At 57.5% G+C, this 25,665-nt stretch carries 25 protein-coding genes and 1 other RNA gene; 16 read left to right on the forward strand and 10 right to left on the reverse strand.

The genetic code is table 11. The annotated features are described in order from the left end of the window. Positions 1-128 precede the first annotated feature (128 nt). Positions 129-965, forward strand: a complete 837-nt coding sequence (locus tag L53_RS12595) for a prephenate dehydratase (RefSeq protein ID WP_034816003.1) — start codon at positions 129-131, stop codon at positions 963-965. On the opposite strand, the gene L53_RS12600 is transcribed toward L53_RS12595, so the two are convergent. Next, positions 962-1,855, reverse strand: a complete 894-nt coding sequence (locus L53_RS12600) for a LysR family transcriptional regulator (RefSeq protein WP_034816006.1) — start codon at positions 1,853-1,855, stop codon at positions 962-964. The two genes, L53_RS12595 and L53_RS12600, sit on opposite strands and share 4 nt — an antisense overlap. A gap of 182 nt (positions 1,856-2,037) precedes the next feature. Between L53_RS12600 and L53_RS12605 the strand changes: the two genes are divergently transcribed. Further along, entirely contained in the window at positions 2,038-2,577 is a 540-nt protein-coding gene (locus L53_RS12605; RefSeq protein ID WP_233347804.1) for a hypothetical protein, read from the forward strand. Positions 2,578-2,597: 20 nt separating this feature from the next. After that, positions 2,598-3,056, forward strand: a complete 459-nt coding sequence (locus tag L53_RS12610; protein WP_084333435.1) for a YHS domain-containing (seleno)protein — start codon at positions 2,598-2,600, stop codon at positions 3,054-3,056. Positions 3,057-3,440: 384 nt separating this feature from the next. Here the strand turns inward: L53_RS12610 and L53_RS12615 are convergent, their stop codons facing one another. Continuing rightward, on the reverse strand, positions 3,441-3,704 hold the full coding sequence (locus L53_RS12615; protein ID WP_051607925.1) for a hypothetical protein: 264 nt from the start codon (positions 3,702-3,704) through the stop codon (positions 3,441-3,443). Between the two features lie 107 nt (positions 3,705-3,811). Next, positions 3,812-4,726, reverse strand: coding sequence for an NAD(+) diphosphatase (gene nudC, locus L53_RS12620; protein ID WP_051607926.1), 915 nt, complete (start codon positions 4,724-4,726; stop codon positions 3,812-3,814). A 161-nt stretch (positions 4,727-4,887) separates the two neighbouring features. Between nudC and typA the strand changes: the two genes are divergently transcribed. Both typA and L53_RS12630 read left to right on the forward strand, forming a co-directional pair. After that, positions 4,888-6,714: a translational GTPase TypA gene (gene typA / locus L53_RS12625; protein WP_034816009.1), complete on the forward strand. Its 1,827-nt coding sequence runs from the start codon at positions 4,888-4,890 to the stop codon at positions 6,712-6,714. Between the two features lie 84 nt (positions 6,715-6,798). Further along, a complete protein-coding gene (locus tag L53_RS12630) occupies positions 6,799-6,984 on the forward strand; it encodes a hypothetical protein (protein WP_034816291.1) in 186 nt (61 codons plus the stop codon). Positions 6,985-6,993: 9 nt separating this feature from the next. Here L53_RS12630 and L53_RS12635 read toward each other — a convergent pair whose 3' ends face one another. Next, entirely contained in the window at positions 6,994-8,070 is a 1,077-nt protein-coding gene (locus tag L53_RS12635) for an acyltransferase (RefSeq protein WP_034816012.1), read from the reverse strand. A 179-nt stretch (positions 8,071-8,249) separates the two neighbouring features. Beyond that, positions 8,250-10,337, reverse strand: a complete 2,088-nt coding sequence (locus L53_RS12640; RefSeq protein ID WP_051607927.1) for a S9 family peptidase — start codon at positions 10,335-10,337, stop codon at positions 8,250-8,252. A 119-nt stretch (positions 10,338-10,456) separates the two neighbouring features. Between L53_RS12640 and ffs the strand changes: the two genes are divergently transcribed. Continuing rightward, positions 10,457-10,557, forward strand: an RNA gene (gene ffs, locus L53_RS16855) — signal recognition particle sRNA small type. Positions 10,558-10,573: 16 nt separating this feature from the next. On the opposite strand, the gene L53_RS12645 is transcribed toward ffs, so the two are convergent. Next, positions 10,574-11,089, reverse strand: coding sequence for a hypothetical protein (locus L53_RS12645; protein ID WP_034816015.1), 516 nt, complete (start codon positions 11,087-11,089; stop codon positions 10,574-10,576). 410 nt (positions 11,090-11,499) lie between these two features. On the opposite strand from L53_RS12645, the gene L53_RS12650 reads away from it, so the two are divergent. From L53_RS12650 to L53_RS12665, 6 genes are all read left to right on the forward strand, one after another. Continuing rightward, positions 11,500-13,368 carry a ribonucleoside-diphosphate reductase subunit alpha gene (locus tag L53_RS12650; RefSeq protein ID WP_051607928.1) on the forward strand — a complete coding sequence of 623 codons (1,869 nt, stop codon included), beginning with the start codon at positions 11,500-11,502 and terminating at the stop codon, positions 13,366-13,368. A gap of 370 nt (positions 13,369-13,738) precedes the next feature. Further along, positions 13,739-14,179 carry a hypothetical protein gene (locus L53_RS17165; RefSeq protein WP_051607929.1) on the forward strand — a complete coding sequence of 147 codons (441 nt, stop codon included), beginning with the start codon at positions 13,739-13,741 and terminating at the stop codon, positions 14,177-14,179. Then, positions 14,160-14,561 carry a lipid A-modifier LpxR family protein gene (locus L53_RS12655; protein ID WP_051607930.1) on the forward strand — a complete coding sequence of 134 codons (402 nt, stop codon included), beginning with the start codon at positions 14,160-14,162 and terminating at the stop codon, positions 14,559-14,561. The genes L53_RS17165 and L53_RS12655 overlap by 20 nt, the downstream gene beginning before the upstream one ends. 16 nt (positions 14,562-14,577) lie before the next feature. Then, positions 14,578-15,609 (forward strand): lipid A deacylase LpxR family protein, encoded by a 1,032-nt coding sequence (locus tag L53_RS12660; protein WP_034816018.1) that lies wholly within the window; start codon positions 14,578-14,580, stop codon positions 15,607-15,609. A 95-nt stretch (positions 15,610-15,704) separates the two neighbouring features. Further along, positions 15,705-15,860 (forward strand): hypothetical protein, encoded by a 156-nt coding sequence (locus L53_RS17030; RefSeq protein WP_156947918.1) that lies wholly within the window; start codon positions 15,705-15,707, stop codon positions 15,858-15,860. Continuing rightward, positions 15,838-17,661: an alkyl/aryl-sulfatase gene (locus L53_RS12665; protein WP_051607931.1), complete on the forward strand. Its 1,824-nt coding sequence runs from the start codon at positions 15,838-15,840 to the stop codon at positions 17,659-17,661. Before L53_RS17030 ends, L53_RS12665 begins: the two co-directional genes overlap by 23 nt. Positions 17,662-17,667: 6 nt before the next feature. On the opposite strand, the gene L53_RS12670 is transcribed toward L53_RS12665, so the two are convergent. Continuing rightward, the gene (locus L53_RS12670) at positions 17,668-18,525 is read right to left on the reverse strand and encodes an alpha/beta hydrolase (RefSeq protein WP_051607932.1); all 858 of its coding nucleotides are present in this window, start codon (positions 18,523-18,525) and stop codon (positions 17,668-17,670) included. Positions 18,526-18,761: 236 nt separating this feature from the next. Between L53_RS12670 and L53_RS12675 the strand changes: the two genes are divergently transcribed. Beyond that, a complete protein-coding gene (locus L53_RS12675) occupies positions 18,762-19,790 on the forward strand; it encodes a ribonucleotide-diphosphate reductase subunit beta (RefSeq protein ID WP_034816021.1) in 1,029 nt (342 codons plus the stop codon). 170 nt (positions 19,791-19,960) lie between these two features. Here the strand turns inward: L53_RS12675 and L53_RS12680 are convergent, their stop codons facing one another. Continuing rightward, positions 19,961-20,311, reverse strand: a complete 351-nt coding sequence (locus tag L53_RS12680; RefSeq protein ID WP_034816024.1) for a UrcA family protein — start codon at positions 20,309-20,311, stop codon at positions 19,961-19,963. A 323-nt stretch (positions 20,312-20,634) separates the two neighbouring features. Here L53_RS12680 and L53_RS12685 point away from each other — a divergent pair, with 323 nt between their 5' ends. Beyond that, on the forward strand, positions 20,635-22,086 hold the full coding sequence (locus L53_RS12685) for an AMP nucleosidase (RefSeq protein WP_034816027.1): 1,452 nt from the start codon (positions 20,635-20,637) through the stop codon (positions 22,084-22,086). An 89-nt stretch (positions 22,087-22,175) separates the two neighbouring features. Here the strand turns inward: L53_RS12685 and L53_RS12690 are convergent, their stop codons facing one another. Then, entirely contained in the window at positions 22,176-22,736 is a 561-nt protein-coding gene (locus L53_RS12690; RefSeq protein ID WP_034816029.1) for a YSC84-related protein, read from the reverse strand. Between the two features lie 103 nt (positions 22,737-22,839). Then, on the reverse strand, positions 22,840-23,745 hold the full coding sequence (locus tag L53_RS12695) for an SDR family oxidoreductase (protein WP_034816031.1): 906 nt from the start codon (positions 23,743-23,745) through the stop codon (positions 22,840-22,842). 200 nt (positions 23,746-23,945) lie between these two features. Here L53_RS12695 and L53_RS12700 point away from each other — a divergent pair, with 200 nt between their 5' ends. Further along, on the forward strand, positions 23,946-24,776 hold the full coding sequence (locus tag L53_RS12700; RefSeq protein WP_034816033.1) for a mechanosensitive ion channel family protein: 831 nt from the start codon (positions 23,946-23,948) through the stop codon (positions 24,774-24,776). 75 nt (positions 24,777-24,851) lie between these two features. After that, entirely contained in the window at positions 24,852-25,631 is a 780-nt protein-coding gene (locus L53_RS12705) for a tyrosine-protein phosphatase (RefSeq protein ID WP_034816035.1), read from the forward strand. Positions 25,632-25,665 lie beyond the last annotated feature (34 nt).

The raw sequence follows: 25,665 nt of genomic DNA on the forward strand, positions 1-25,665 counted from the left end.
TCTTGGCGCGCGCCTTTTGGCACGCTAACGGAGTGCAGACAATATAAAGGCTGTGCGTTATAGGGCTTCCCCCTTTCGTCGCGGCGATCCGACGCACATGATTCAACGAAAAAGGGGACATCAAACCCATGACCGGCAAAATCGCGTATCAGGGTGAACCTGGCGCAAACTCTCATATCGCCTGCAACGAAGCGTATCCTGCCCTTGAGCCGATGCCGTGCCGCACGTTTGAGGACTGTTTCGCGGCTGTGGAGCGGGGAGATGCCGATTTGGCGATGATTCCCGTGGAAAACACGATTGCCGGTCGGGTGGGGGACATTCACTATCTGTTGCCGAACACCGAGCTTCAGATCGTTGCTGAGTATTATCTGCCGATTCGATTCCAGTTGATGGCGCTGGCGGGCACGCGTCTGGCAGATATAAAAAAAGCGCGGTCCCATATCATGGGCCTCGGACAATGCCGCAATTTCCTGCGCACGCATGGCATTGATTCGGTGACAGCGGCGGACACGGCGGGCGCTGCCCGCGAGGTGGCCGAACTGGGCGATCCATCCGTGGCGGCAATTGCGCCGCGATTGGCTGCCGAGGTCTACGGTCTAGAAATCCTCGCTGAAGATATCGAAGATGCCGCCCACAACACGACGCGATTCATCATCATGTCAAAGGACCATTCGGACATTGAAGCCAAGGATGGCCCCGCCAAAACGGCCTTCATGTTCGAGGTTCGCAACATTCCTGCCGCGCTCTATAAGGTGATGGGCGGATTTGCGACCAATGGCATCAACATGACCAAGCTGGAAAGCTATATGGTCGGCGGGTCATTCACCGCGACTCTCTTCTATGCCGAAATCGACGGCCACCCGGATGAGCGACACGTTCAGCTGGCATTGGAAGAGTTGGGATTTTTCTCGCAATCACTGAAAATTCTCGGCGTCTTCCCAAGCACGGAACACGCGCCGGACTAGCAGTGGGACATGGCGTCTTTCAGCGCTTCGGTGATGTGATCGGCAAAGAGCTTTGTCTTTCCGCGCAGGCGGCCGGCGGTCCAGACGCAATTCACGGGCAGGCTCTCCATTTCCCAATCCGGGAGGATGCGGACCAGTTGACCATCCGATACGCAGCCTGAAACCAGCCAGTTCGGTGCCATGAGAATACCGAGCCCGGCGAGACCTGCCTGAACCAGATTGTCGCCGCCAGACGCTGCGAATGGGCCGTCCACCCTCACAGTTATCTTTTCGTTGCCGCGTGTCAGAGTCCAGTCAGAGTAGAGCCCTTTCCTGAACAGGACGGCATCATGGTGCTCCAGGTCCGCCGGGGTTTGCGGCGTGCCCTTGCGCGCGAGGTATTCGGGCGCTGCCCAGAGCGTACGTGGAGAATCTGCGAGCTTCCGAGTCATCAGCCGGGAATCGCTGAGATGGCCAAAACGGAACGCCAGGTCGATGGCTTCCTCGACGAGGTCGGTCAGCGCGTCATCCGAGATCACATCGAACCGAATGCGGGGATACTTCTCAAGAAACGGTGGAATGGCCGGGACAATAATCCGCCGGGCGAAGGAATTCGAGCACGATATGCGTAGCAGGCCGACCGGCTCATGTTGCAGGCCGCGCGCTTCAGCCTCCGCAGATTCATAATCCGCGATCAGGTCGACTGCGCGTCGGTAGAAACGTTCGCCTGCTTCGGTCAGGCTGAGCGCACGTGTTGTCCGCTGGAAGAGCGTAACGTCTAGTTGGGCTTCGAGATCCTGAATGCGGCGGGACACGGTGGGCTGGCCCACTCCGAGCGCCGCGGCGGCCTTGGAGAAGTTGCCCGCTTCAGCCACGCGAACGAACAGGCGCATTGCGTCGATACGGTCCATCTGACCCCTCCCTGCATGTCGAACGCTAATTTAGGGACGATAAACGCGTTTCGCGAGTGCGAAACAGCAATTCACGAAATTTAGCCCCTCGGCTCACACAAAAGTGGGTGGGGCTCACACGTCCTTGTTTTGAGGGCGAACGAATTTCGTGAGACAAGCCTGCGCAAGGGAGGACGTAAAACATGCTTTCACACGTCAAGAAATATGCCCCAGTAGCCTATGCGCTGATCGCCGGCGCAGTCTTTTTGGACAGTTTGCGGTTCAAGTTTACCAATGCGCCCGAAACGCAGGTGATTTTCGGAAAGCTTGATGCGTGGGCTGCCGGCTTCGGGGCGGGGGGATTGTTCGATCAGACCGGCTTGTTCAGCCAGTACGTCATCGGATCAGCTGAGTTGGTAGCCTCAACACTATTGCTCATAGGCCTTGTTCCAGCCCTGCGCCGGTTGCAGACACTGGGCGCATTGATCGCGACCGCTGTCATGACCGGAGCGGTAAGTTTCCATCTGTTCACGCCGCTGGGCATTGATCCGAACAATGATGGAGGCGGCCTTTTCGCCATGGCGGTTGCGGTTTGGCTGGCGTCGATTGCGTATCTCTTGTTTCATCGGAGTACGCTCCTTTCCATTCTCACCGGAGTAGGCCGTGCCATCCTGCCTGGACATGCGCGCACTGTGGTGGACCGTACCTCTGCACCTGCCAAACTGGCGTCAGTCCAATCCTGAACCCAACCGGAGTTTTCGAAATGAAGCTACGTTCGATGATTTTTGCCGCTGGGCTTGCTGGACTGCCCATTGTGGCGGTCGCACCGATCGCGCATGCGGAGCCACCAATCTATACGGGCGTGTTCTCTGACACGGCCTTGCAGGGGTATGACCCTGTCGCCTATTTCACATCGGGAGTGCCGGTGAAGGGCGATGATGCGTTCACGGCTGACTATATGGGCGCAAAGTTCAAATTCGCTTCTGCGGTCAATCGTGACGCTTTCATAGAAGCCCCGGAAAAATATGCGCCTCAATATGGCGGCTATTGCGCCTGGGCGATGGCGGACGGCAAGTATGCAAAGGGCGATGCGAGATACTGGAAGATCGTCGATGGAAAGCTCTATCTCAATTACAACAAGAGCATCCAGAAGAAGTGGGATTCGGACGTTCCAGCATTCATCGATCGCGCGGATACAGCCTGGGCCAGCATTAATGACTAGGGCAAGCGGCCCAATTGGTTAAAGGGCGTTTTCAGAAAATTGGAGTGCATCTTTCTCCGGCGCGTCCTGCAAAAGCGTGTTGAATCAACTGTTTCGTCCGGCCAGGCGTTCCGGTGCTGCACAAGCCGAAAAATTCCCCGCGTAAACGGCGGGCAAACAGAATCGCCACAATGGGCCGGTATGATTGGCGGAGGATCAAGCGGGTACCCCATCCGCGATGATCAGTCCGGTCTGAACAGGCCAGAGGGCACTCGATGCCGTTTGCCACTGACCTGTCAGAGTCCCCCGCGTCCCCTGGGCGCGGGGGTTTTCGGTGGTCCCCGCCTGTGTCGGCAAAAAAACGGGCGGGAGGCCCGCCCGTTTCCGACAAGACTGTCCACAAGCCTATTTCTTCTTCGCGGTCGGCTTCTTTGCAGCAGGTTTCTTGGCCGCGGGCTTGGTGGCCTTTGCTGCAGGCTTCTTCGCCGATGCGGCCGCTTTCGGAGCGGCAGCCTTCTTTGCTGTCGGCTTTGCCGCAGCTTTTTTCGCAGCGGGTTTCGCCGCTACTTTCTTGGCTGGCTTTGAGGCCGTTTTTGCCACGGTTTTCTTGGCCGCGGGCTTTTTGGTGGCGGCCTTCTTGGCCGGCTTTTTCAGAGTTGCTGTTGCCATGTCGGGTCTCCTGTAAATGGCAACATTCAGCCTAGAATGATTCGAGCAAAATCAACTCCATTTTTGCGTAACTCCGCAAAGGGATAGTCTGAGGTCAGACCGCCCGATCAGCCCCGTTCGGCCCACACTTTCAACAGATGGTGCGCGATGGCCATGGGCGGGGGGCAGAAGAAGCGGTCGTGCGTACCAGCCAGCATGCGTTTGACATCGTCGCGCGTAAGCCACTCAGCTGATTCCAACTCGTCGGTGTCGACCGTGATTTCGTCTGTCTGGGCCTCCAGGATCAGGCCGACCATCAGCGAAGACGGGAAGGGCCAGGGCTGACAAGCGATGTATTCGGCACTGGCGGGATCGCAGACAATGCCGGCTTCCTCTTCAAGTTCGCGTGCGGCGGCCTGTTCGATTGTTTCACCTGGCTCGCAGAAGCCTGCGAGGGACGAGACAAACCCTGCGGGCCAATTCGCTTGTCGACCAACCAGGCACTTGTCGCCTTTGACCGCGAGCATGATGGCCACGGGATCCGTGCGCGGAAAATGCTCGGTGCCGCACGCGGGGCACTCGCGTTTCCAGCCTGCTTCGACAATCGCGGTACCTGCGCCGCACTTGGCGCAGAAGCCATGCGAGGCGTGCCACAGGAAGATGCTGCGTGCAGTCGAGGTGCAATTGGCCTCAAGTGCGCTCATCCGCCCGGCCGCCGCGCGAAACTCGATGAACTCGCCAACGCCGGCGATGAGAGAAGCTTCAAGATCAAATTTCGGCGGTAAATTCACCGCGAAGACGGGTGCGCCGCTTGTGTCCTGGCCAAGGAAGATGCGGGGGGAGCCCGGCGAGACTTTCTCGATTTCCGGCCCCATCCAGACAAGGCCGCCATCTTTCGCAGCGAATGGATCGCCATTGCGCAGCATCAGGACCAGCACATCGTCGCGCGCAAAAGCTGCATCCAGCCAGGCATCGTCCTTGCGGTGATGCGCGGCGCGATCAATCGGCTTGGCGGCAAGCGGCATGTCATTGGAATTGGTCATATGGCGATCCTCACTCTGCCCGGCTGACTTGCCGTCTGATGGTGGGTTTGTAAATGCGGTTCGCCGCGGCAGGGGCCTGCCTGACAACAAAGCATAGCCAATCGCGGCGGGCACGTGTATGTGCGCGGCAAATCAGCCTCCCTCCCGAAAGCATACCCTCCATGTCCACGCCTATCGAGAAAATGCGCAACATCGCGATCATTGCCCACGTTGACCACGGCAAGACCACGCTCGTCGATGAATTGCTGAAACAATCCGGCACGTTCCGCGAGAACGAAAAGACCGCCGAACGGATGATGGATTCCAACGATCTGGAGAAAGAGCGGGGCATTACCATTCTCGCCAAGACGACGTCGGTGGAATGGAAAGACTATCGCATCAACATCGTCGACACGCCCGGACACGCCGATTTCGGTGGTGAAGTGGAGCGTATCCTTCAGATGGTGGATGGCGCCATCGTGCTGGTCGATGCGGCTGAAGGCCCAATGCCACAGACCAAATTCGTCGTTTCCAAGGCCCTGAAAGTCGGCCTTCGCCCGATTGTGGCCGTGAACAAGATCGACAAGCCTGAGCGTCGGCCCGATGAAGTGATCAACGAAGTGTTTGACCTCTTTGCCAATCTCGACGCCTCAGACGACCAGCTCGACTTCCCGATCCTCTACGGCTCGGCCAAGCAGGGCTGGATGAATACCGAATATGAGAACCAGACCGAGAACATGGATTCCCTGTTCCAGATGGTTGTTGATCATGTGCCCGTACCAAAAGTGGAAGAGGGACCGTTCCGCTTCCTCGCCACAACGATTTCTTCCGATCCGTTTCTCGGCCGCATCCTGACGGGCCGCGTCTCGTCCGGCACGATCAAGCCGAACCAGTCCATCAAGGTGCTGAACCGTGACGGCGAACTGGTCGAGCAGACCCGCGTCTCCAAAGTGCTGGCGTTCCGCGGCCTGGACCGTGTGCCGGTCGACGAAGCGCAAGCTGGCGATATTGTGTCCCTTGCGGGTACGACGAAGGCCAACGTGGCCGACACATTCTGTGATCCTTCCGTCAGCGAGCCGATCGAAGCGCAACCGATCGATCCGCCAACCATCTCCATGACGTTCCGCGTCAATGATTCTCCGCTGGCCGGTACCGAAGGTACGAAAGTCACCAGCCGGATGATCTGGGACCGCCTGCTGAAAGAGGCCGAAGGCAATGTCGCCCTCAAGGTCGAGCGTGCGACCGACGCCGAGGCGTTCACCGTCTCCGGGCGCGGCGAGCTCCAACTGGCCGTCTTGATCGAAACGATGCGCCGCGAAGGCTTTGAGTTGGGCGTCTCACGTCCACAGGTCGTGATGCAGGAAGGCCCGAACGGCGAGAAACTTGAGCCGATCGAGGAAGTGGTCATCGATGTGGATGACGAGCATTCCGGTGTGGTCGTGCAGAAACTGTCTGAGCGCAAGGCAGACATGCTGGATATGCGCCCGTCGGGTGTCGGTCGTACGCGCATGATTTTCCATGCGCCGACACGCGGCCTGATCGGTTATCAGGGTGAGTTGCTGTCCGACACGCGCGGTACCGCGATCATGAACCGCGTCTTCCACGAATACGCCCCGCATAAGGGTAAGATCCAGGGGCGCCATACGGGCGTTCTGATCGCCATGGAGCAGGGTGAAGCAGTCGCCTTCGCGCTTTGGAACCTGGAAGATCGTGGTCCGATGATGATCCATCCGGGCAACAAGGTGTATGGCGGGATGATTGTTGGCGAGCACAATCGCGACAATGATCTCGAAGTGAACGTGCTGAAGGGCAAGAAGCTGTCCAACGTCCGCGCGTCCGGTACTGATGAGGCTGTGCGTTTGACGCCGCCACTGCAGATGACGCTGGAAAAGTCGCTGGCTTATATCGCCGATGACGAACTCGTTGAGGTGACGCCGGAGAACATCCGGCTGCGCAAGGTCTATCTTGACCCGCATGAGCGCAAGCGTGCGGCCAAGAAGGGCGACTAAGTCAGATTGCTGATGCGGGCCGGGGAACCGGTACGCGATGGCCACGTTCTGTCTCCAGATGTTTTAGAAGCACTGGAGCGCGCAATGTCATCTTTCGGAATTTACCTGATAGGTTTCCTGATCCTCGTATCAGGGCTTGCCTATGCTGCCTTTCTGCTTGGTGCCCCGCCGGTCTGGATCGGCACAGGTGCTATTGTGCTGATTGGCTTCGGTATTATTACCGGCGTTGCCAAGACACGTCGTCGGGATGAGACCGCGACAAGCGAGTAAGAGCAAACCCTACACGACCGTCGGCCGCATATTCGCCGCCTCGCCCCGCGCTGATTTTGGCGGAAGCTTTGACAGGTGGAACGCTTTGCGCAGCCATGTATTTGTCGGCGTCTCGAAATAGCGGAAGCTGAGATAGGCCAGAACGGAAGTAAGCGGCAACACGGTTGCAAACAGGAGAATGGTCGCGACCCAGTCATTGCTGGTTATGCGGAACAGTGTGACGCCGAACGCTGTCATCAGCAGGGGGTGGATCAGGAAGATCCCATAGCTGATCTTACCGCCCATCGACAGGAAGTCATTATTCAGCGGCTTGCGGAAGAGATCTTGTCCGGCGCAGGCAAACACGACGAGCGCACTGGAAACAGCATAGACACCCATCCGCCCCCAAGACGGCAAGGTGGTGTTCATGGCGATGGCAAAGCCGACGATTCCGATCAGGCCAATGGGCCACATGGGCGTTCGCTTCACAAATTCCTGGACGGCCTTCTGGCGCAAAGCGAGCCCCATGATGCAGCCCATGGCGAATTCCAGAAGGATCGGGTTTCCGTAGAACTCGCGATAGGGACCTGCGGGCAATAGTTGTGCGCCAGCGATCACGCCAATGGTCATGAGGATGGCGGCGGGTACTTGCACGCGTTCCGGTACGAGCAGTGACAGTGAGAAAAGCAAGTAGAACAGCATGATATAGCCAAGCGTCCACCCTACAAACAGGATTGGCTGAATATCACCGCCAAGATCATAGTGTGGCAGGAACAGATAGCTGCTCACGATAGAAGATAGGGAAGTGTCAGCCTCGTGGAAAAGCCACGGGCGCGCCAAGGCGAGGAGCAGGGTCAGTGTTGTCGCGGCCCAGTAGAGGGGCACAATTCGCACGGTGCGCTTCATCATGAAGTTCAGGGGCGTGTCATCCGGGCGCGTTATGTAGACAAGGATGAAGCCACTGATCGCAAGGAACAGGTGAAATCCAGGCGCAGCAGAAAAGGTCAGGTGCACAGTGTCCGAATGAGAATGCACGAACGCCCGTATATGGAAGATCGCAATAGCGTAGCAGGACAATGTCCTGAGCAAATTGATACTGTGCAGCATGTCCAGGCCCCCTGACCGGCTTTCGTCCCGTTAGACACGCGAGGCAATGCAAAAGGGGTGCCATCGGACTTCCCGCACGGTCGGTCGGGGCGGGAAGTCGCAAATTTCTCTCAATTTGAAGGGGTTATAGCACCAGAATACCGTTCACGATTTAACGTGAACGGTATTCTGGTTCGGGACTATTCTCCCTCCGATTCCGCATCGATTTTGGCCGGATCATATTTGGCGAACCACCCCATGATATTGTCGGTTTTTGCAATCAGGCGGCTCGGTCGACCTGCAATATAGTGCGAGGACCCGGGCACGCGGATGAGCGCGGTGTCTACGTCATTCATCTTGAGGGCTGTGTAGAACTGCTCTGCTTCCCAGGTCGGGGTTCGCCAGTCTTCTTCGCCAACCATGACCAGAGTCGGCGTGACGACTTGATCGACATACGAGATTGGAGAAAGCTTCAGGAAGGCGTCCGGATTGGACCACGGATCTTCACGTATCCAGTGACGCCGGACAAATTGCGCAATGTCACCGGCAAGCGCCATCGTCATCCAGTTGATCACCGGTTTGATGGAGGCAGCCGCAGCAAACCGGTCCGTCTTGGTGACGATCCATGCCGTCAGGATGCCGCCTCCAGAACCACCGGTGACAAACAGACGATCAGGATCCGCATATTTACGTGCGACGAGTTCGTCGACCACGCTCATGAGGTCATCATAGTCATAACCCGGATAGGCCTGATCGATGGCTTGGGCGAATTCTTCTCCGTATCCGGTCGACCCTCGTGGGTTCACATAGACGGTGACGTATCCCTCCGCAGCATAGCGCTGAATCTCGCTGGAGAAGAAAGGGCCGTACATGGAGAACGGTCCGCCATGGATTTCGAGGATGAGCGGGAAGCTGCCATCCGCCGTGAAATTCGGGGGCAGGGCAACCCAGGCTTCGATTTCGAGGCTGTCATGGCTGGACGCAACTTTCAGTTCTTCAATAGGTGCCATGTCGAGATAAGGCAGCACATCGGAGTTCAATTCCGTCAGGATGCGGCCATTCTTTCCATCTGACCGGATCGTGGCGACTTCAGCGGGCCGATCTGTAAATCCTGCTGTATAGGCAATTTGCTCGCGCCGACCTGATTTTGCCACCGAAAAACTGCCACCTGCATAGGGGCGGCCGATGGATGTGCCGCCGACCCCCGTGACCACCTGAGTCAGGCGACCCTGAAGATCCAGCTCGTTCAGCGTCAGGACGCCATGGTCCTCAAACAGCATGAAAAGACTATTGCCATCCGGTGCCCATTCGATCTGGGCAGGCGATCCGGGAAAGCCTGACAAGAGCTCACGAACGCCCGAGCCATCCGGGCCCATCACATAGAGGTGGTTCTGTTGGTAGGATTTCAATTCGTCATCATAGCCGAGAAAGGCAATGGAGCTTCCGTCCGGTGCGGGCGTGGCGGCGAAGTCCGGCCCGTCGCGTGAGGTGAGGGGGGTGATCCGGAGGTTGGACAGTTCGACCGAATATATCTCGCTCTCAATAGGGTCCATGTCGCGGTCGTCGGCCAGATTGCCCGTGACGAGCAGCGTATCATTGTCGAGCCAGGCTTGCCCGCCCATGTCGGTTTCGCCTGTCGTGACTTGTCGTGGTGTTCCGCCCTCTGCAGGCAGTACGAAGACCTGATCCGCGCCATCTTCAAGATAGCCGGCGCCATCAAACCGGAAGGTCAGATCGTCAATTACCTTTACCGGATCAGCCCATTTCGCGCCTTCGGGCTGTTTCGGTGGCGTCGCGAAGCCCGGCTTGTCGCCTGGTACGAACATGGAGAAGGTGATGTTGCGGCCATCGGGAGACCAAGTGGCGCCTGATGGGCTCTCCGTGAACTGTGCAAGCGAATAGGACAAGCCGGTGTCCATATAGACGAGTTTCAACTCGGGCTTTCCGTTCGCTGTGCTCGTGTAGAGGACGCGGGAGCCATCCGGTGACCAGCTCGGCGCGCCTGCGCTGCCGCCTGCACCGAGCAGGGGGCGCTGGGCACCACTCTCAATATCGATAATCCAGAGATGGCCCGTGTCGCGGTCTGTCATCCGGTCCATGCTGTGGCGGACATAGATGATGGTCTTGCCGTCCGGCGAGATCTGCGGGTTGGTCGCATATTCGATATCGAAGACACGCTCTGCGGTGAAGCGCTTGCTGTCATCAGCCGTTTCTTCCTGAGCAATTGCCGAGGTGACGGCCAAAGCCGCCGTCAGGCCTGCGGTGGCGCAAAACTGGTGAAATTTCATTGAGTATCCCTCCAAGAACCCTGTGCCGAAAGGCTAACACGGTATCGGGGGGAGGGGTAAGTGTTTCGGGGTGGATGCTGGCCCTTGCACCGAGCGGCCGCTCGGCGCATATAACCGGCAGGAGGCAGGCGGCGGACGGGTCGCTCGCCAATCGGGTCAGGTCGGGAACGAAGCAGCCCCAACGAGTTTTTTCGCCCGGGTCGCTCGTCTGTCTCCGCCTTATCTTTGAAATTCGATTAATTGAGGTTGCGCAGGTCTGTGCCCAGTTCGAGGTGCAGCCTCAGGCGCGCCAATGTCCGGAACACAGAGAAGTTCAGCTTCGCGCGCTCCAGAATGTATTGATTGCGGTCGAGCCCCGGGGCCAGTGTGCTGGTCTCCTGAAGGTGCAGCAGGTGCCGACCATCCTTTTGCGGGACGATTGTGAACTCGCAAGATGATTCAAGCACCGCACAGTGCTCGTCCGACGACCGCGCGGTCGTGCGATAGCAATAGCGTTTGCGCGGGCGGGATTCGGTAACTTCGAAGACGAGCGTGACATCGGGCTGGTCTGGGTCGCTGGCCTCGAAAATGTCGTAGGCAGGGTTGCCGGCACCGAAGACAAAGCCGCGCTGGCGCAGGGCATTGCTTGGTGAGGCGAGGTCCAGTCGCTCAAAGATCTCTGCGGCGGGGGCGTCGATTACCGTTTCCCCGTCATTCACGATGGGCGCGTTGGCCCAGTTCTCCAGGGTCTGATTCTTTAGCCAGTTCAGCATGGTATCCTCTCGCAGGTCAGAATTGGACCAATGAGACCATAATGCACGGTGGTAGTTAGTGATTGTCTCAACAGGTCGAACCAATCAGTTGAGGAATCGTCACTCCGCGTTAACTGAATCTCTGTCGATTGATCTTCCAAGAGGTAAAGTTGGACCAATCTGAAAAGAGGTTTGTGGTGCAGATTTGTGCAGTCCCTGAAAGGCCAATACTGGCGGGCCATCGGTGGGTGTGTTAATCATTGATTAACCAGAATTCCACGGCAAATTTGACGTTTTAGAGACAAGGCCCGTTGACCCGATATTAACCTTCAGACACTATATCTTGTGTCAGGAACGGGGTTGAGAGCAATATCTGGCTTTCAGGGGCTTCCGGACCTATATGTATCTATCGATTCTGAAGGGCTGCTCTTATGTCTGCAACCGAGGCAAAAACTGTGTCTAAATCTGCGCTCCGCAAGGGTAAGCCCAAGGCTGGAGTGGAAGGCCTGCTTCGCGTTGTTGAAGGCAGCCCCATCGTGATGGACCCGTCGCGTGATTCCCTTCTGACCGAATTCGGCAAGAAGACGCTTCAGGATCGCTATTTGCTGCCTGGTGAATCCTATCAGGACATGTTTGCCCGCGTCTCGTTGGCCTTCGCTGACGACACCGAGCACGCTCAGCGCCTGTACGACTATATGTCCAAGCTCTGGTTCATGCCTGCGACGCCTGTTCTTTCGAACGGTGGCGCGGCACGCGGCCTCCCCATTTCCTGTTTCCTGAATCAGGTTGGCGACTCGCTGGATGATATCGTTGAGACGTGGACCGAGAATGTCTGGCTCGCATCAAATGGCGGTGGCATCGGAACCTATTGGGGCAATGTCCGCTCGATTGGCGAGAAGGTTGGTCAGAACGGTCAGACCTCCGGAATCATCCCATTCATTCGTGTCATGGATTCCTTGACGCTGGCGATCAGCCAAGGCTCGCTGCGCCGTGGCTCGGCCGCTTGTTACATTGATGTCCACCACCCGGAAATCGAAGAGTTTCTCGAAATCCGCAAGGCGTCCGGTGACTTCAACCGGAAGTCCCTGAATCTGCATCATGGTATCAACATCACCGACGACTTCATGGAAGCGGTGAAAAATGACGAGGACTACGGCCTGATCAGCCCGAAGTCGAAGGAAGTTATTCGCACGATCAATGCTCGCAAATTATGGCAGAAAATTCTTGAGCTGCGCATGCAGACTGGTGAGCCATACCTGTTGTTCACCGACACCGTGAACAACGCCATGCCTGCCCACCAGCGCAAGCTTGGCCTGAAGGTCACGCAGTCCAATCTCTGCTCCGAGATTACCTTGCCAACCGGTGTCGACCATGCAGGCCAGGACCGCACCGCTGTGTGCTGCCTGTCTTCGGTCAATGCCGAGAAGTATCTCGAATGGTCCAAGGACGAGACCTTCATCGAAGACATCTTCCGCTTCCTCGACAATGTGCTTGAAGACTTCATCGAGCGCGCGCCGCCGGAAATGGCCCGCGCTGTCTACTCCGCGAAGCGTGAGCGTTCGGTCGGTCTCGGCCTGATGGGGTTCCACTCCTTCCTGCAGACAATGAATGTGCCGCTGGAAAGCGCCATGTCGAAAGTCTGGAACGAGAAGATGTTCAAGCACATCCGGCAGGGTGCCGATGCGGCTTCTGTCAAGCTCGCCAAAGAACGGGGGCCCTGTGAGGATGCCCGTGACGTCGGCATGATGGCCCGTTTCAGCCACAAGATGGCCGTGGCCCCAACAGCATCGATCTCGATCATCTGTGGTGGAACGTCGGCTGGCATTGAGCCAATCCCGGCAAACGTCTACACCCACAAGACGCTGTCAGGTTCCTTCACCGTGAAGAACCAACAGCTCCAGCGTCTTCTGGCCAGCAAGGATATGGACACGGACGAAGTCTGGACCTCAATTCTCGAGCATGAAGGCTCCATCCAGCATCTCGAATGCCTGGACGAGCACGAGAAGTCTGTGTTCAAGACGGCGTTCGAAATCGACCAGCGCTGGATCATCGAACTGGCGGCCGACCGCACGCCTTATATCTGCCAGTCGCAGTCCCTGAACCTGTTCCTTCCGGGCGACATCGCCAAATGGGACCTTCACATGCTGCACTGGACAGCGTGGGAGCGCGGGCTCAAATCGCTTTATTATTGCCGCTCCAAATCGGTACAGCGCGCGGCATTTGCCGGGTCTGAGAAGTCTGAAGTCCAGAAAATGGACACCCCCAATACCGATTATGACGAGTGTCTTGCCTGCCAATAAGGCTGCGACTCGAAATAGGCATACAACAAAATGCCGGTGCCTCGTGGGGCCCCGGCATTTTTTGCATGGAACTGGCTGAAGGCAGAGATTAAGGCATTTGTGATCGAATAAGCCGAACAATTTCATGAAATTTTACAGCTGGTTAACGGCGCCGATGACCCGGAAATCAGTCAAATGACACCGAAAAAGCACAATTTTACCGGGTTCTGGAACAAACACTACACAGGCGAGTTATGACGAGAAGAATTAATGGAATTCGGCCCATTGGCGTTTGAGACGGACGAGTTCTTTATGCTAAGTTAATCGTCAAACGGTCTAATCCTTGAATAGACGAGTTCTCAGGGATGAAGGCATGAGAGGTATAAGGCAGATGGCATTTGCAATTTCTTCCGCAGTCATCACGATGGCGTGCCAGGGATGCGTATCGACGTCTCCACATGAGCAAGTACGCTCCGAACCTGTTGCGCCTCCAACACTCGGCATGCAGATGGCCGCGCCAGCCAATTATGCGCCCAACTCCGTCCCCAATGCAGCTTCCGTCCACGTATTTAGCGCACCCTCGGCCCGGTTTAGTGGCGTACCGCTTGAAGCGACGAATACAGTCGCGGCGCAGATGATTGCCGACCAGCCCATTGACTACCGCTCTCACCCCAATGCCGAGTTTGGAGTGCCAAACAATACGCGCGTCGACTGGGGGACCAGTGAGACGCTCGTCGCTGTGGCCGCTCTCGCGTCCGGGCCAGCTGGAAAAGAATATCGCCGCCGAGATAGCTATTTCCGCGCCGAAGGAGGTGACTGGCCTCAGTTTTGATGTCGGCCTTGCGCCACGTATTGCGGTCCGGGAAGAGGGCGAAGTCCTTACGCGCCGGGTTGGCGGTGAAGTTCGAATTGGTCAGGATTTTGACTTGCTTGACCGCAATGGACAGCCTCAGGGCTGGTACGTCTTCGCGGGTGCGGACGGTGAGGCGCTCGTATGGGATGCCGATGCCAGCGGGTTCCGCCCGAGCCTCGGTGACATGTCGCTGACAGACCAGGTCACTGTCGGTGATCTTCAAGCAGGCGTGTCCGTGCAGCGCGGCGGAGGCGAACTATCGCTCAGCTATATCCGTCGCGAAGTGAAGTATTCAGACCGGAATGTCAGCATCAGCGAGACTGAAGATTTCGCAGGTGTTAGTTTCACGATGCGTCGTTAGCTGCTAATCGACGCCCATGCAGGCTCGATTCCCTCTCATCCAAGCTGCGGCCCTTGTCGCAGCTTTTCTGTATGCTCCGTCGGTGCAAGCGCAGGAGGGTGAACCGACTATGCCGCGCAAACCTGCGGTTGTGTCTTTCTCGACGGAAAACGACTTCTTCGGCGGTGGCACGGATCGCAATTATTCCAACGGACTGCGCATAGAGCGCGTGTCCGGCGCAGACAATGTTCATCCTGGTCTCGAATGGGTCGCCAATCGCCTGCCGTGGATTGATCTGGATCGTACCGAACTCCGGCAAGGCTTTGCCATTTCACATGCCATATTCACTCCAGAAGACATTCAGTCGTTTACGCCCGATCCGACCGACAGACCGTATGCGGCGTGGCTTGCCCTGTCATCGACCGTGGCTGCCAGCAGTGAGAACACCCAGGACACCCTGCAGGTCAATCTCGGTGTCGTCGGACCATCGGCGGCTGGCGAATTCGTGCAAAACACGTGGCACGAGATCATTGGAGTTGCGACTGCGAAAGGGTGGGATCACCAGCTGAAGGATGAGCCGGGAATCGAAATCATTGCCCAGCGGATGCAGATGTTCGACGGACCGGGCCTGCCACTTGGGCTGGAGACTGATTTTGGAGCGCACGTCGGAGTCGCGCTCGGCAATGTACGCACATATGGATCTACCGGCCTGACGGCGCGAATCGGGTGGGATCTAAATTCGAGCTTCGGCCCCCCACGCATCCGTCCGGCCCTTTCTGGGGCAGGGGAGTTCGTGCCGGGAACGCCGGAAGACCCGTTCGGTGGCTATTTGTTCGTGGGCGTGGACGGGCGCGCCGTGGCCCGTGATATGTTTCTGGATGGAAATCTGTGGCGGGATGGGCCGAGCGTTGAAGATCGTCGCACGGTAGTGGGGGATATTCAGGCGGGTGTTGCTGTCCATTATCGCAGCGTGCAAGTCGCCTTCACTTTCGTGAATCGAACTGAAGAGTTTGTCCGCCAAGACGGTCCGCAACGGTTTGGTGCCTTGTCGATCAGTATCTCCCGCTAAATTCCTGTTTCCCTCGCGGCTGTCTTGCGCGCCTTTCGGCCTCGTCGCACAGTGCCAGAAAACGGTGCGAGAACGCGTCGCTATGGGAGGAAAGTATGCGAGTTCTATTTGGTGTGGCTGCAGCCATCCTGCTGGTGGCCTGTTCTCCGGGCACACAGAGGAATATTCCTGAATCCATGGCCAAGGCTCCGCCGAAGGGCGAGGCGACGGATACGACCCGCGCAGCAAATGCGGCTGGGGGTTTTTGTTGACGCAACGCGCGGTCTGCTGGCGCAGCTGAAACAGGACACGATCACCGACGCCGATGGTAATGTCGTTTGGCAGGTCAGCCGTCGGGACTTCATTGACGGGGACAGCCCCGACACAGTGAATCCTTCGCTTTGGAGGCAGGAGCGTTTGAACTCCGAGCATGGCCTGTTTGAAGTCATGGATGGGATCTATCAGGTTCGCGGGTATGACCTCGCGGTCATGTCGGTCATCCGGGGCGATACTGGCTGGATCATTGTAGACCCGCTGCTCAGTCAGGAGACGGCTGCGGCTGCTCTGGGTCTGGTCAATGACACGCTGGGGAATCGCCCAGTGACGGGCGTGATCTATACCCATTCCCATGGTGACCATTTCGGCGGTGTGCGCGGTGTGATCGACGAAGCCGACATTGAAGCGCGCGGTGTACCCGTGCTCGCACCAGTTGGCTTTACGGAATCCGCCGTCGCCGAGAATTTGCTGGCCGGGAACTATATGAGCCGACGAGCTGTGCTGATGTTTGGCAACACGCTACCCAGCGGCCCGACCGGGCAAGTAGGCGTGGGGCTGGGGCCAGCGCTTTCCCAAGGCACGATCGGTCTGATCGCGCCGACAGAGGAAGTACCAGGCCGTGGAACCGTTCGCGTGGTAGACGGAGTTACGATTGAGTTCGTCGATGCGGCGGGTACCGAAGCGCCTGCGGAATTCATGTTCTATCTGCCGGACTTCAACGCGCTCTGCACGGCCGAAGTCGCGACAGCAACGTTCCACAATGCACTCACCTTGCGAGGCGCAAAGGTTCGCGACCTGCTCGAATGGAGCCGAGTAATCGACTATGTTTTGACTGAATATGGAGGACGGTCGGACGTCGTTTTCGCATCGCACCATTGGCCGACATTCGGGCAGGAGAATGTCGAGACCTTCCTGCGGGGGCAGCGCGATATTTATCGGTATACGCATGACCAGACTGTTCGCCGGGCAAATCGCGGTGAAACCCAGTTCGAAATTGCCGAAGAACTCGCTGAACCTGCGGTGCAATCAGAGAATTTCGATACGCGTGGTTACTACGGCACGCTGAACCACAATGCGAAAGCCGTCTATCAAGGGTATTTCGGGTGGTGGGATGGTGTGCCGGCGACGTTCAATGCACATCCACTGGAAGCGAAGTCCAGCCGGTTCATCAAGGCCGTTGGCGGCGAAGAGGCGGCCATCGTCATTGGGCAGGAAGCCTTCGAGGAAGGCGACTATCGTTGGGCTGCCGAAGTTTTGAACTATGCGGTCTTTGCCAATCCTCAGAATCAGGTTGCGCGAGACTGGCTGGCTGCGAGCTATGAGCAGATGGGCTTTCAGGCAGAAAGCGGCGCGTGGCGCGATTTCTATCTAACGGGAGCGCAGGAGCTTCGTAACGGCCTTGCCGATGCCGGAGCGGTGCGCACCCGAAGCCGCGAGTTCGTCGAAGGGGTGCCTACGATTGAACTATTCAATGCGCTAGCCGTTCGCTATGCGCCCGAAAAGCTCAGCAGGGAGCCGTTCGAACTGAACTTCCAGTTTACGGACATCGAGGAGGAGTTCGTCATTGATGTAGGGAACGCCACGGCCTTCCCACGCCCGGGTGTCCAGTCCGATGATGCCGTGGCAACGCTTACCCTGTCGCGCGATGCTTTCAATGACCTGATTCTGCAAACCCGCAGCTTTCGCGAGATCGCCGCTGCCGGGGAGGCGTCAATCGAGGGTGACCCCACCGCACTGCTCGCCTGGTTCTCGGCGCTGGAGACTCCGGACTTTTGGTTCAACGTCGTGGAGCCTTAGGCGGCGTCAGTCTTCCAACTGGTCACGGAAAAAGTCAGCGATCATCGGCGCGACCTTGTCACCTTTGGCGCCCAGACGATCATTCAGGCTCTTGTGATCGCGGTTCTTGACGAGGCGCGCTTCGGCCTTGTGTCCGGCGCTGTTCAGCGCTTCCGCCAATTCCTTGGCGCGGCTCGGCGCGACAGCTCGGTTCACATAGAGCAGGAGGAAAGGTGGGATGTCGGTTGTTTCTTCTACCAGTAGGGTCGGGGAGGCAGCCGTCCAGACGTCTGGGTCATCGCTGGTAAAGGTGGAGTGGTAGAATTCGGGGATATCGCCATCACTGCCGGTGCGAGCCATATTGTAGGCGGCGCTATCCATGGCGACGACGCCTTTGATCACGCCTGGCGTCAGATCAAATGCGTCCAGATAGTCCGGATCGATCGCAGTGAGCGCTGCCATATGAGCCCCGGCAGAGTGACCCATCAAGAAGATACTGTTCGGGTCGCCACCGAACTCTTTTGCGTGCTCATGGAAGTATGCGATCGCGGCGGCCGTATCCTGCTGTTGGGCAGGGAAGGGATGTGCGGGCGACAGGCGGTAATTTACGGCAATGAAGACAAACCCCTGATCGGTAAAATAACGCGCCTGAAACATGCCCAATGCGCTCAGCTTGTTGCCAAAGGTCCAAGCGCCGCCATGCATCATGAGAATCACCGGCGCATTGTCCGCATCATCAGGAATGTAAACATCAGCCCGTACGTCGCCGGGATCAAGGCCGGGCGCATCTGCATATATTACATCCCTCACCACTTTAGCATTTGCTGGTGGGGCAAACGCGAAAGCCGAAATCAGGGCAAGAAGAATGGCACTGAAGAAACGCATGAATATCTTGTCTCGTAAGGCGGGAATGGAACGCATGGGTATCGGTTTGGTGCCGATCATTCTGCACTAAACCGCATGGCGCCACCCCTACGAGGGAAATATGCCAAAACTGTGGGCAAGCCTGTGAACAAGTGCGGTTTGCCGCAGTCAAACATCTTGCGGCAATGGCCTCAATGAGGCACTATATATGGTGTAGATTGTCCCAGAAAACGCAGTAAATGACGTAGGAGGCCCTGATGGCTGACGGAAATTCCAATGTGCCCGGACTGCTGACCCCGAGCCGGGCGTACAAGCCCTTCCGTTACCCGTGGGCGTATGACTTCTGGAAGGTCCAGCAGCAGGTGCACTGGATGCCGGAAGAAGTGCCCCTCGGCGAGGATTGCAAGGATTGGGCGGTGAAGCTCAATGATTCCGAGCGCAATCTGCTGACCCAGATCTTCCGCTTCTTCACCCAGTCTGACGTCGAAGTCGGTGCGAACTATATGGAGCATTACATGCCCCTGTTCAAACCGACTGAAGTGTCGATGATGCTGGCCTCGTTCTCCAATATGGAGACGATCCATATCGCGGCGTATGCTTTGCTGCTCGAAACCATCGGCATGCCCGACTCGGAATTCTCGGCCTTCATGGAATATGAGGAGATGGCCGCCAAGCACGACTATCTCGGCCAGTTTGGCACAGAAACGAATGAAGACATTGCTGTTTCCATGGCGGTCTTTGGTGGCTTCACGGAAGGCCTTCAGCTGTTCGCCAGTTTCGCGATGCTGATGAACTTCCCGCGCTTCAACAAGATGAAGGGCATGGGCCAGATCGTGTCCTGGTCTGTACGGGATGAGTCGCTGCACTGCGAAGGCATGATCAAGCTGTTCCACACGTTCTGTGCTGAGACCGGCGTCATGAATGACGCGCTGCGCGAGCGGATTCGCGAGTGCTGTCGCACCGTGGTAACGTTGGAAGACAAATTTATCGAACTGGCGTTCGAAATGGGGCCGGTCGAAGGCATGAACGCCGACGATATCAAGCAGTACATTCGCTACATTGCGGACTGGCGTCTCGGCCAGTTGAAGCTTGAGCCTGTATTCGGCGTGACCAAGCACCCGATCCCATGGCTTACGGAAATCCTGAACGGGGTGGAGCACGCAAACTTCTTTGAGCAGCGCGCAACCGAATATTCCAAAGGTGCGACCAGCGGTGACTGGCACGGCGATGATGGCGTGTGGTCAAAGTTCGACACGCGCAAGCCTGCGGACGCAACCGTCGGTTAGCGTTCGGCCACCGCTTTCAAGCGAGATAAAAAGGCGCGCGGTCTGAATGGATCGTGCGCCTTGTACATTGTGGCCAAGGTCGCTTCTGAAGCAAATAGCCCCCCGAATGCAATGAGGGGCTGCCCGTGGCCCTGGGCAGCCCCTCCAACGCTATTCCGGGAGGAAAAGGTCTAGCGTTGTCCCGCGTCAGCGACGAGGGTTACAGCTTGGCGCGCAAAAACAGGCGCGGTCGGGAGGCTGGAGACTTCCTGCTTGTCCAGGATCTTCTTCAAAGCAGCCTTCTTGATATTCTTGGTACATGCACGGTCTACAACTGGTTGGCTGGTGACCGGGGAGCGTGTTGAGCAGGCTTCCTTGGCTTGCGCCTCGATGGATTCGAGAACGACAGCTGCGCCAGCATCGGATGCCAGCAAGGCCTTGTCATAGGCAATTTCTACAGTGATGGGTTTGCCTTCTGCATTTGCAGCAGCAGGAACGATGGTCGCGGCGGCCATCAGGACCGGGATGATGAACTTTTTCATGTCAAAACTACCTTCAGAGTTAGCGACGGCGTGATTGCCGACAGGGAACTCCTCCCGCCCCATGCGACGTCATTGTTCTGTTCTCCCCGCAGTGACACCGAGGCGTCATGGCCTTTCCGCGCGGGATTGACGTTTCATGTTGCGCTGCAACAAAAGCGCATGTTTCCGCATGGCTCAAGCGAAAGGCGCACCGCAGAAAGTCATAGCTGGGTTGCGCCTCATGTTTGCACGAAGGCTGTGCGGACAGTGCTCATTTGTTTGTCATATGCGACCAGCACAGGCTCGTAGATTGACAGAACGTCGCAATCCCGCCATTTGACGCCATGTCGAAATTGAACACACCCGAACACGTTATAGACGCGCTGGAAAACCTGTATTCCGACGCCGTTTCCGCCTTGTCCTCGGCCTTGGACATGTTCCTCCATTCCGGAAAGCCTCCGGCGCCCGCGCTGCGCGAGTCCGGCGCGTTCTGCTATCCGCAAATCAGGATTGCCTACAATCCCGATGGACCGCCCCCGCCGATTTCGCGCGCCTTCGGCAAGATGTCTGAAGCTGGCACATATGTTTCCACCATCACAAGGCCGGACTTCTTCCGCGACTACCTGTCGGAACAGCTCTCTCTGTTGATGCGGGACTATGACATTGATGTGTATGTCGAACAGTCGGATTCGGAAATTCCGTATGCCTATGTGTGGGAACAGGGGCAGGCAAGTGGACTGGACGAGATCTCGCCCGCGGAACTGGCGCGTCACTTTCCGAGTCCAAACCTTGCCGATATTGGTGATGAAGTGGCCGACGGGGAGCTCTACGAGCCCTATGAAACCCATCCACTGGCATTGTTCGATGCGCAGCGAGTCGATTTCTCTCTGAAGCGGCTGCAGCATTATTGCGGTACACCCGTTGAGCATTTCCAGCATTATGTGCTGTTCACGAACTATCACCGTTACGTCGATGCGTTCTGTGACTGGGCGTTGGACAAGCTCGCAGAAGACAATCACTATACTTCTCTATCTGTTCCGGGCGGATTGGAGGTCTCTGAGCCCACCGACACATCCCGGGCTGAAATCGATGCCTCACCTTGGCGCCGGTTCCAGATGCCAGCCTATCATTTGCGCGCGCCAAATGGAGGCGGCATCACACTGGTGAATATCGGTGTCGGTCCGTCCAACGCCAAGACAATCACCGACCATCTCGCCGTGCTGCGTCCTGAAGTCTGGCTGATGGTTGGCCATTGTGGCGGGCTACGCCATAGCCAGGCCATCGGGGACTATGTCTTGGCGCATGCCTATTTGCGAGAAGACCATGTGCTTGACGCTGTTCTGCCGCCGGAAATTCCTGTGCCGCCAATTGCCGAAGTGCAAGTCGCGCTGCAACAGGCGGCTGCGTCTGTGACAGGTGAGGACGAGAAACAGTTGAAACGGCGGTTGCGTACCGGAACGGTTGTGACTACGGATGATAGGAACTGGGAACTGCGCTTCTCTGCGTCTGCGCGCCGGTTCAACAAATCCCGAGCAATTGCGATTGATATGGAAAGCGCCACGATTGCTGCGAATGGCTTCCGCCTGCGCGTTCCATATGGTGTGCTGCTCTGCGTATCGGACAAACCTCTCCACGGCGAGATCAAGCTGCCAGGTGCGGCCAACCGCTTTTACGAGCGGGCCATCGGCGAGCATATCCGTATCGGGATAGAAACGCTGGAACGCTTGTCTGCCGACAAAGGCGCCAAACTGCACAGCCGCAAGCTACGCGCCTTCGACGAGCCGCCGTTCAGATAGGTGGAACTGTCAGGCAGCAAAAAAGGCGCAAGGCCCGGAAAACCGAAAACCTTGCGCCTTCGCCCTGGCTCACCTGAGCCCAAGCCTGTCTACTGCAGTTTGGTAATCTTCGTGCCTTCAACACTGATGCCAGCCATCAGGCCTTTTTGGTCGAAAACAAATGCGTATGCGTCTTCTTTCAGTGTAGACGTGGAGAGGTTTTCTGCAACACCCGCATTCACAAGAACCACAGTTGGTCCGACGCCGATTTCCCAACCCTCGGATTCCTCGAGGTAGTCCACTGCATCGTCATTCATAAGGAAGACAGCGTAACCGTATGACTGTGCGCCAGCCTGCAGGCCCCATGATCCTGTGAACGAGCTGTAGTATTCGACCGTTGATCCACTACGGATCAGTTCGCCTTCACCATACGCTCCGCCAACCCCCAATCCGGCCTTGACCATGGACGGGAAGACCAGGACGGCACGAGACTGGCTGTTGATGGCGCGGGCAGCGGCGTTTTCGCTGACCAGCTTGTTGAGCGCGGCGCGGCTCCCAGCGTCAATCTGGGCGCGGTCAACTTCGTCTGGAAGGGACGAGCAGGCGCTGAGTCCGAGGGAAGTACTGGCGGCGAGGCAACCTGCAAGCAGGGCAGAACGAAACTTCATCATGGATTTTGCTCCTTCATGACATCAGTACGCTTGAACTCCGGATTCCGGGCAAGGTTCCCGAGACCGAAGCACAAGATACCGCACTTTCGTTGACGTGTATCAATCAGCTGATCGGCTTTCCACCGGTCACGCCAATGATCTCACCGCTGATATAGCTGGACTCCTGGGAGGCGAGGAAGACAAAGGTAGGCGCGAGCTCGGCTGGCTGGCCGGGTCTGCCCATGGGAGTGCCCTCGCCAAATTCCTGCACTTTTTCCTGTGTTTGTCCGCCGGAGGGCTGGAGCGGCGTCCAGAATGGGCCCGGGGCAACGCCGTTAACGCGGACGCCGCGCTCGATCGCACCCTGAGCAATGGCCTCGGTGAAACCGCGAATGGCAAACTTGCTGGTGGCGTAGTCGAGCAGGTAGGGGGCCGGGCTGAAGCCCTGATTGGACGTAACATTGATGATGGCCGCGCCGGGCGGCATGAGGGGGAGCGCAGCCTTGGTCAGCCAGAACATGGCATAGACATTGGTCTTCATGGTTTCATCGAACTGTTCATCGGAAATGTCTTCGATGCCCGGTTGGCGCATCTGCTTGCCCGCATTGTTCACCAGAATGTCGAGTCCGCCCATTCTCTCATGGGCTTCCTTGATCAGGGTATTGCAGAATTCCTTGTCGGTCAGATTGCCGGGCATGCGGTGTACGGTGTGGCCTTCGCCTTCCAGCAGGTCGCAGACCCAGTTGGCGTCTTCTTTCTCTTCGGGAAGGTAGTTGATGCAGATCTCTGCCCCTTCGCGGGCATAGGCGATGGCAACTGAGCGACCGATCCCCGAATCACCACCGGTGATCAGTGCCTTGCGGTCCTTCAGGCGGCCGAAGCCCTGATAGCTGTTCTCGCCATGATCTGCTTTTGGCTCCATCTTGTGATCGAACCCTGGCTTGTCCTGCGGTTGCTTGGGGAAGGGCGGTTGTGGGTACTGCGTTCTTGGGTCACGCATGTCATATTGGGTTTTGACGGTCTCGGTCATGGGGGCCTCTTCGAATTGGGGTGTCTCAATTCAACAGCGCCCAGGCCAACCGGTTCCCCTCGTATTTCAGTCTCTGGTGGTTCCCCCTTGGACTCTCGGATTGCCGCGTCGTGAACGCAACCTGAATGACCGACCCGGCCAATATTCAGGCTGGGTCCGGCTTTTGCCAGTGATGTGGCTGAAAAGAAGGGGAATAAACCATGCAAGACTGGTTCGATCAGATTGACATAAATCAGTATCTTCCGTCGGCGCTCTCGTGGGCGACCAATATCCTGCTCGCCCTGCTCATCCTGATTATAGGGTTCTGGATCGCCGGACGGGTCGGCAAGAGCATCCGAAATGCGGGTGAACGCAATGAGCGGTTGGACGACACGCTGTTTCGCTTCATGGGGAGCGTCGCGAAGTACGTTATCCTCGCTTTTGTCATCATTGCGGTCCTGAACCGTTTCGGGGTTGAGACAACTTCGATAGTCGCACTGCTTGGCGCGGCCAGCCTCGCGGTCGGCTTGGCTCTGCAGGGCGCGATGTCGAACCTTGCGGCGGGAGTCATGCTGATGGTGTTCCGTCCCTATAAGGTCGGAGACTTCATCGACGCGGCTGAAAAGTTTGGCAAGGTCGACGAAATTACCTTGTTCACCACCGTACTTCAAACCTTTGACAATCAGCAGATTATCATTCCGAACGGCCAGATCTGGGGTGACCAGATCATCAATCACAGTCATCACCCAGTGCGCGGTGTGGATATGCATTTTGGCGTGGCCTATGGCGAAGATATCGACAAGGCCCGTGCGACCATCGACAAGGTGCTGGCCGATCATCCTCACATCCTGAAGGATCCTGCACCCTTCGTTGAGGTCGAGACCCTCAATGACAGCTCGGTAGACTTCATTGTGCGGCCATTCTGTGAGGGCGCGCATTACTTCCACGTGCGGTATTCACTGCCGGAGCAGGTGAAGAAGGCGTTGGATGCAGCTGGCATCGAGATTCCGTTTCCGCATCGCAAGGTGATTGTGGTCAACGAAAACAGCTGAGCCGAAGGGGAGGGTCACAAAACCTTCCCCGACGCCCATCTGGACGATTGCCGCGCGGCGCGGTACCTCGCTGGCATGACAGACAGAATCTACACACTCCAAGGCGTCCGCAATTTTCGTGACTTTGGCGGCTATGCTTCCCGCCACGGTGGACAGGTAAAACGCGGCCGGTTGTTCCGATCTGGCCACTATGCCGAGGCGACTGAGGAAGACCTCGCCGCGCTTGGCGCACTGGGCATCCATCTACAGGCCGATTTGCGCCGCCCTGACGAGCGCGAGCGCAATGTGGCGCGCTGGTCGGCGCCCAACACGCTGACTCATGATGGCGGCCGCGAGCATGAAGCCCCGCACGCGCAATTCCTGAAGAAGGTCGAGGCCGACGCCCAGAAGGCTGACGACTGGATGAATGATTATTACGCGCTGGCGCCCTTCAAGGCTCACCATGCCGAATTGTTTTCGAACTGGTTCGAGCATCTGGCGGGACTGGAAGGCGACGCCGCAGGGCTTGTGAACTGTGCTGCCGGCAAGGATCGTACCGGCATTCTCTGCGCGCTGACGCATCACATTCTCGGGGTCGAGGAAGCCGATCTTCGGGCCGATTACGAACTGACCAACACAGCGGTGAATGTCGACGAATTCCTGCCGCAGGCGGCAGCCTTCTTCAACGAGCAAGTTGGGAAGGTCTACGAGCCCGAAGTGTTCCGGCCATTCCTAGGCGTGCGCCTGCGTTATCTCGATACTGCCTTCAACGTGATTCACGACAAACATGGAACCGTCGATGCCTATCTGGCGGATGTGCTGGGTGTGGATGACGCCGCGCAGGAGCGCTTGCGAGCCCGATTGCTCGAGACCTAATCCTGCTGTGAGTAAATGAGATGAGCCCGCCCCA

It is taken from the genome of Hyphomonas sp. L-53-1-40, from assembly GCF_000682775.1.
Classification (GTDB): Bacteria; Pseudomonadota; Alphaproteobacteria; order Caulobacterales; family Hyphomonadaceae; genus Hyphomonas.